This is a genomic window from Actinomadura logoneensis (assembly GCF_003428695.1).
In the GTDB taxonomy this organism is placed as follows: Bacteria; Actinomycetota; Actinomycetes; order Streptosporangiales; family Streptosporangiaceae; genus Spirillospora; species Spirillospora logoneensis.
This window is the reverse complement of the sequence record NZ_QURH01000792.1, coordinates 1-4,347: the sequence shown is the minus strand read 5'-3', so window position 1 is coordinate 4,347 and position 4,347 is coordinate 1. Positions and strand designations below refer to the sequence as shown.

At 73.1% G+C, this 4,347-nt stretch carries 3 protein-coding genes; 2 read left to right on the top strand and 1 reads right to left on the bottom strand.

Annotated elements, in window-relative coordinates; translation table 11 throughout:
• Both DZF91_RS27510 and metK read left to right on the top strand, forming a co-directional pair.
• On the top strand, positions 1-786 hold a 786-nt coding region (locus tag DZF91_RS27510), incomplete at its 5' end, for a phosphopantothenoylcysteine decarboxylase domain-containing protein (RefSeq protein ID WP_328589222.1).
• Between the two features lie 229 nt (positions 787-1,015).
• Positions 1,016-2,209: a methionine adenosyltransferase gene (gene metK / locus DZF91_RS27505; RefSeq protein ID WP_117360048.1), complete on the top strand. Its 1,194-nt coding sequence runs from the start codon at positions 1,016-1,018 to the stop codon at positions 2,207-2,209.
• A 170-nt stretch (positions 2,210-2,379) separates the two neighbouring features.
• On the opposite strand, the gene DZF91_RS27500 is transcribed toward metK, so the two are convergent.
• Positions 2,380-4,056: an MFS transporter gene (locus DZF91_RS27500; protein ID WP_235834608.1), complete on the bottom strand. Its 1,677-nt coding sequence runs from the start codon at positions 4,054-4,056 to the stop codon at positions 2,380-2,382.
• Positions 4,057-4,347 lie beyond the last annotated feature (291 nt).

Below are 4,347 nucleotides of genomic sequence, written 5' to 3'. Positions count from 1 at the left end.
GGCCCCGAGACCGGCTCGGGCGTCGCGGCGGCCTGTCCCGCCGACGGGACCGGCGGTCCGGCGGGCGGGACGGTCGCCGCCGGCCGGCGGGTGGAGGTGCGCGCGGCGGGGCTCTTCGACCTGGCCGGACGGCACGTGGTGGTCTCGGCCGGGGGGACGCGCGAGGCGCTTGATCCGGTGCGGTTCCTGGGGAACCGGTCGTCCGGCCTCCAGGGGTACGCGCTCGCCCGCACCGCCCTGGCGCGCGGCGCCCGCGTGACGCTGGTCTCCGCGAACGCGGCGCTGCCCGACCCGGCGGGGGCGCACGTCGTCCCGGTGGGCTCGGCGCGCGAGATGCGCGAGGCCGTCCTCGCCGCGGCGGCGGACGCCGACATCGTCGTGATGGCCGCGGCGGTGGCCGACTTCCGGCCCGCCGAGTACGCCGAATCCAAGATCAAGAAGGACCCGGCCGGGGAGCCCGCGCCGATCCGGCTGGTCAAGAACCCCGACATCCTGGCCGAGCTCGGCGTCCGCCGCCCGGACGGGCAGGTGGTGGTCGGGTTCGCGGCCGAGACCGACGACGTCCTCGCCAACGGCCGGGAGAAGCTGAAGCGCAAGGGCTGCGACCTGCTGGTCGTGAACCAGGTGGGGGCCGACCTGACGTTCGGACGGCCCGACAACGCCGCCGTCGTGCTGGGCGCGGACGGTTCGGCCACCGAGGTCCCGCGCGGCCCCAAGGAGGATCTCGCCGACGTGGTGTGGGATCTGGCGGCGGCCCGGCTCGGCGCCGGCCCCCGCGGGACGTGACCGCCCGTCCGGCCGGACCGTCCGGCGGCCGGCTCCGGCGTCCGACTGAGGCGCGCCTCACCCCGTGCGCGTCGTCCGGGTCTAGCTGTCGGCGACGCCGTTCCCTATAGACTCCGACCGAAAACTCAAGCGCAAGCGCGGGGCGGGGGCCGCGTCTCCCGCCAGCAAGATCGAAGACAAGTCCGTTCTGCGACGACAAGTCAGCAGCCGCTGCAAGGAGTTCACGTACGTGTCTCGCCGCCTGTTCACCTCCGAGTCCGTCACCGAGGGGCACCCGGACAAGATCGCGGACCAGATCAGTGACGCCATCCTGGACGCGATGCTCAAGGACGACCCGGCCTCCCGGGTCGCCGTGGAGACGATGATCACCACCGGCCAGGTCCACGTGGCCGGTGAGGTCACCACCGAGACCTACGTCGACATCCCCGGCGTCATCCGGGAGAAGATCCTCGAGATCGGCTACGACTCGTCCAAGAAGGGCTTCGACGGCCACTCCTGCGGCGTGTCGGTGTCCATCGGCGCGCAGTCGCCCGACATCGCGCAGGGCGTGGACGACGCCTACGAGGCCCGCGAGGAGGGCCAGCAGGACGACCTGGACAAGCAGGGCGCCGGCGACCAGGGCCTGATGTTCGGCTACGCCAGCAACGAGACCTCCGAGCTCATGCCGCTGCCGATCACCATCGCGCACCGGCTGTCGCACCGGCTGTCGGCGGTCCGCAAGGGCGGCGTGGTGCCCTACCTGCGCCCCGACGGCAAGACCCAGGTCACCATCGAGTACGACGGCGACCGCGCCGTCCGGCTCGACACGGTCGTCGTGTCGTCGCAGCACGCCCCGGACATCGACCTCAAGGAGCTGCTGACCCCGGACGTCAAGGAGCACGTCGTCGACCCGGTGCTCGCCGAGTTCGACATCGACACCGAGGGCTACCGGCTGCTGGTCAACCCCACCGGCCGGTTCGAGATCGGCGGCCCGATGGGCGACGCGGGCCTGACCGGCCGCAAGATCATCGTGGACACCTACGGCGGCATGGCCCGGCACGGCGGCGGCGCGTTCTCCGGCAAGGACCCGTCCAAGGTGGACCGCTCGGCCGCGTACGCGATGCGCTGGGTGGCCAAGAACATCGTCGCGGCGGGCCTCGCCGACCGCGCCGAGGTGCAGGTCGCCTACGCGATCGGCAAGGCCCAGCCGGTCGGCGTCTTCGTGGAGACCTTCGGCACCGAGAAGCTGCCGGTCGAGCGGATCCAGAAGGCCGTCATGGAGGTCTTCGACCTGCGTCCGGCCGCGATCGTCCGCGACCTGGACCTGCTGCGCCCGATCTACTCCCAGACCGCCGCGTACGGCCACTTCGGCCGTCCGGAGCCCGACTTCTCCTGGGAGCGCACCGACCGCGCCAAGGCCCTCGCCGACATCGCGGGCCTCTGACCCGGAGCGCGTGACCCCGAGCACGTGAGAAGGCCCCCGCACCCGCGGGGGCCTTTCGCATGTCCTGGGGCCTCTCCGGCCGGGGCCTCTCCGGCCGGGGCCTCGGATGCCGTGGACGGCGGGGCCGTCTCAGGCGGCCTGCCGAGGTACCGGCGTCCTGCCCGCCGGGGTCACCTGCAGGGGGTGCCGCGGGGGAGTTCGTAGCGGGCGCCGACGGTGTAGCGGCCCGGGGCCGGGACCTTCATCTGGACGAAGTCCTTGTCGGGGCCGGACGTGGTGTTGGCGAGGCAGGCGCCCTTGCCGGGTCCGTGGACGCTCAGCCAGGGGGAGTAGGCGATGCGGACCAGGTAGGTGCCCGCCGCCGGGGCGTTCACGACGACCTTGTCCGGGCGGAAGCGGTGCACGGTGGCGGGCGCGGAGACCAGCGGCGCCGAGTCGTTGACCTTGAACAGGCGCCAGTTGGCGTCGCTCCACACCTCGGTGAGGTAGGGCTGGCCGGTGCGGACGAGGACGTCCTCGTTGTGGGACGACCAGTCGATCTCCTGCTCGGGCAGCACGACGTAGTGGACGGCCCATTTGCGCAGCCAGTCGTGGTAGTCGTCGGCCGTCAGGGTCTTCTTGTAGAACAGGGCGTTGCGTTCGGCGTCCACCTGGCGGTTCCAGCCGCGGGCGAGGATGACCTGGCGGCTCAGGCCGGCCGACTCCCAGTGCGAGCGCAGCGGGACGACCTCGACCCGGCCCCGGTCGGCGCCGCGCTCGTCGAGCTGCGCGATCAGGTCGCGGGAGCGGTTGGCGGCCTCGGCGGCCGGGGTGGTGTGGATCAGGTCGTCCATGGGCTTCACGACCTGCCAGACGCCGGTGACGATGAACGCCGCGGACAGCACCGCGATCCGGCGCCAGTCGGTCACCCGGCCGACGGCGCAGAGCAGGAAGACGCCGCCGAAGACCAGCGACATGCGCTCCACGTTGCTGCCCACCGGGGACGGGATCAGCCAGGTGAGGAGGATCCCGACGAGGTAGACGGCCGCGCCGATCCGGACGAGTCTCCAGTCCTTCGGCGCGCAGACCAGGACGGCGACGACGCTGGCGATCGCGGGGAGCACGATCGCGGCGAGCGAGATCGGCTGGACGCCGGTGAACGGGAACAGCAGCGTGGTCGTCCCGACGACCAGGGGCATGCCCAGGCAGATCGCGACGCCCGCGCGGCGGCGTCCGGTGAGGACCATCGCGGCCCCGACGACCAGCAGGAACAGCCCGGCGACGGGGCTGGCGAAGGTCGCGAGCAGGCCGAAGCCGACCATCCCCGAGGCGCGCAGGAACGGCGTCCCCCGGGAGGTGAAGGCGCACATGACGGCGGCGAGGGCGAACAGCAGGCCGAGGCCGAAGGTGGTGCGCCCGGACGCCGAGTTGCAGGAGATCGCGAACGCCGCCCACACGGCGGCGGGCAGCGCGACGGGGGCCCGGAACCGGACGAGCATCGTCGCGGTGAGCGTCGCCGACAGCGTGCCGCTGATCACCGCGACCGTCCGGATCCCGAACCAGGCCATGAGGAACGGCGAGATCACGCTGTAGGACGCGACGTGGATGCCGCCGTACCAGGCCAGGTTGTAGGCGGCCCACGGGTAGTTGCCCACGAAGTGCGTCCAGGCCGCCTGGGCGGCCAGGTCACCGCCCTCGGTGGCCAGGAACAGCGCCCAGACCATGTGCAGCACGAACGCGACGGCGGTCGCCGCGACGATGGGGTTGCGCGGGTTCGCCCAGCGCCGCCGGCGCGGCCCGGGCGCGGGCGGCGTGGAGGTGGCGGCAGGGGCGGAGCCCACCCGCGCGGAGGCCGATGCGGTGGTCAACGCTGCCTACAGGATCCGGAGGGACGGTCTGGGCCCGGGGGGCACCGGCCCATGATCCACCGTTCCCTCGGCGAGTTCAAACCGGTCGCGCGCGGTTCCACGGGACTGGCGCACCCCCCTCATCTGGTAGGACGAACGTGTGAGCAACGACGGCGGAGACCCCGGGCTGATCCCCGGACTGGACGCGCTTCCGGACGGTCCCGGAGGCACGACGGTACCGGCCGGAACGTCCGCCACGCCCGGCAGGCCCGCCCGGCGGCGGGGCGGGTCCGGCGGCGGGGGCTCAGGGGG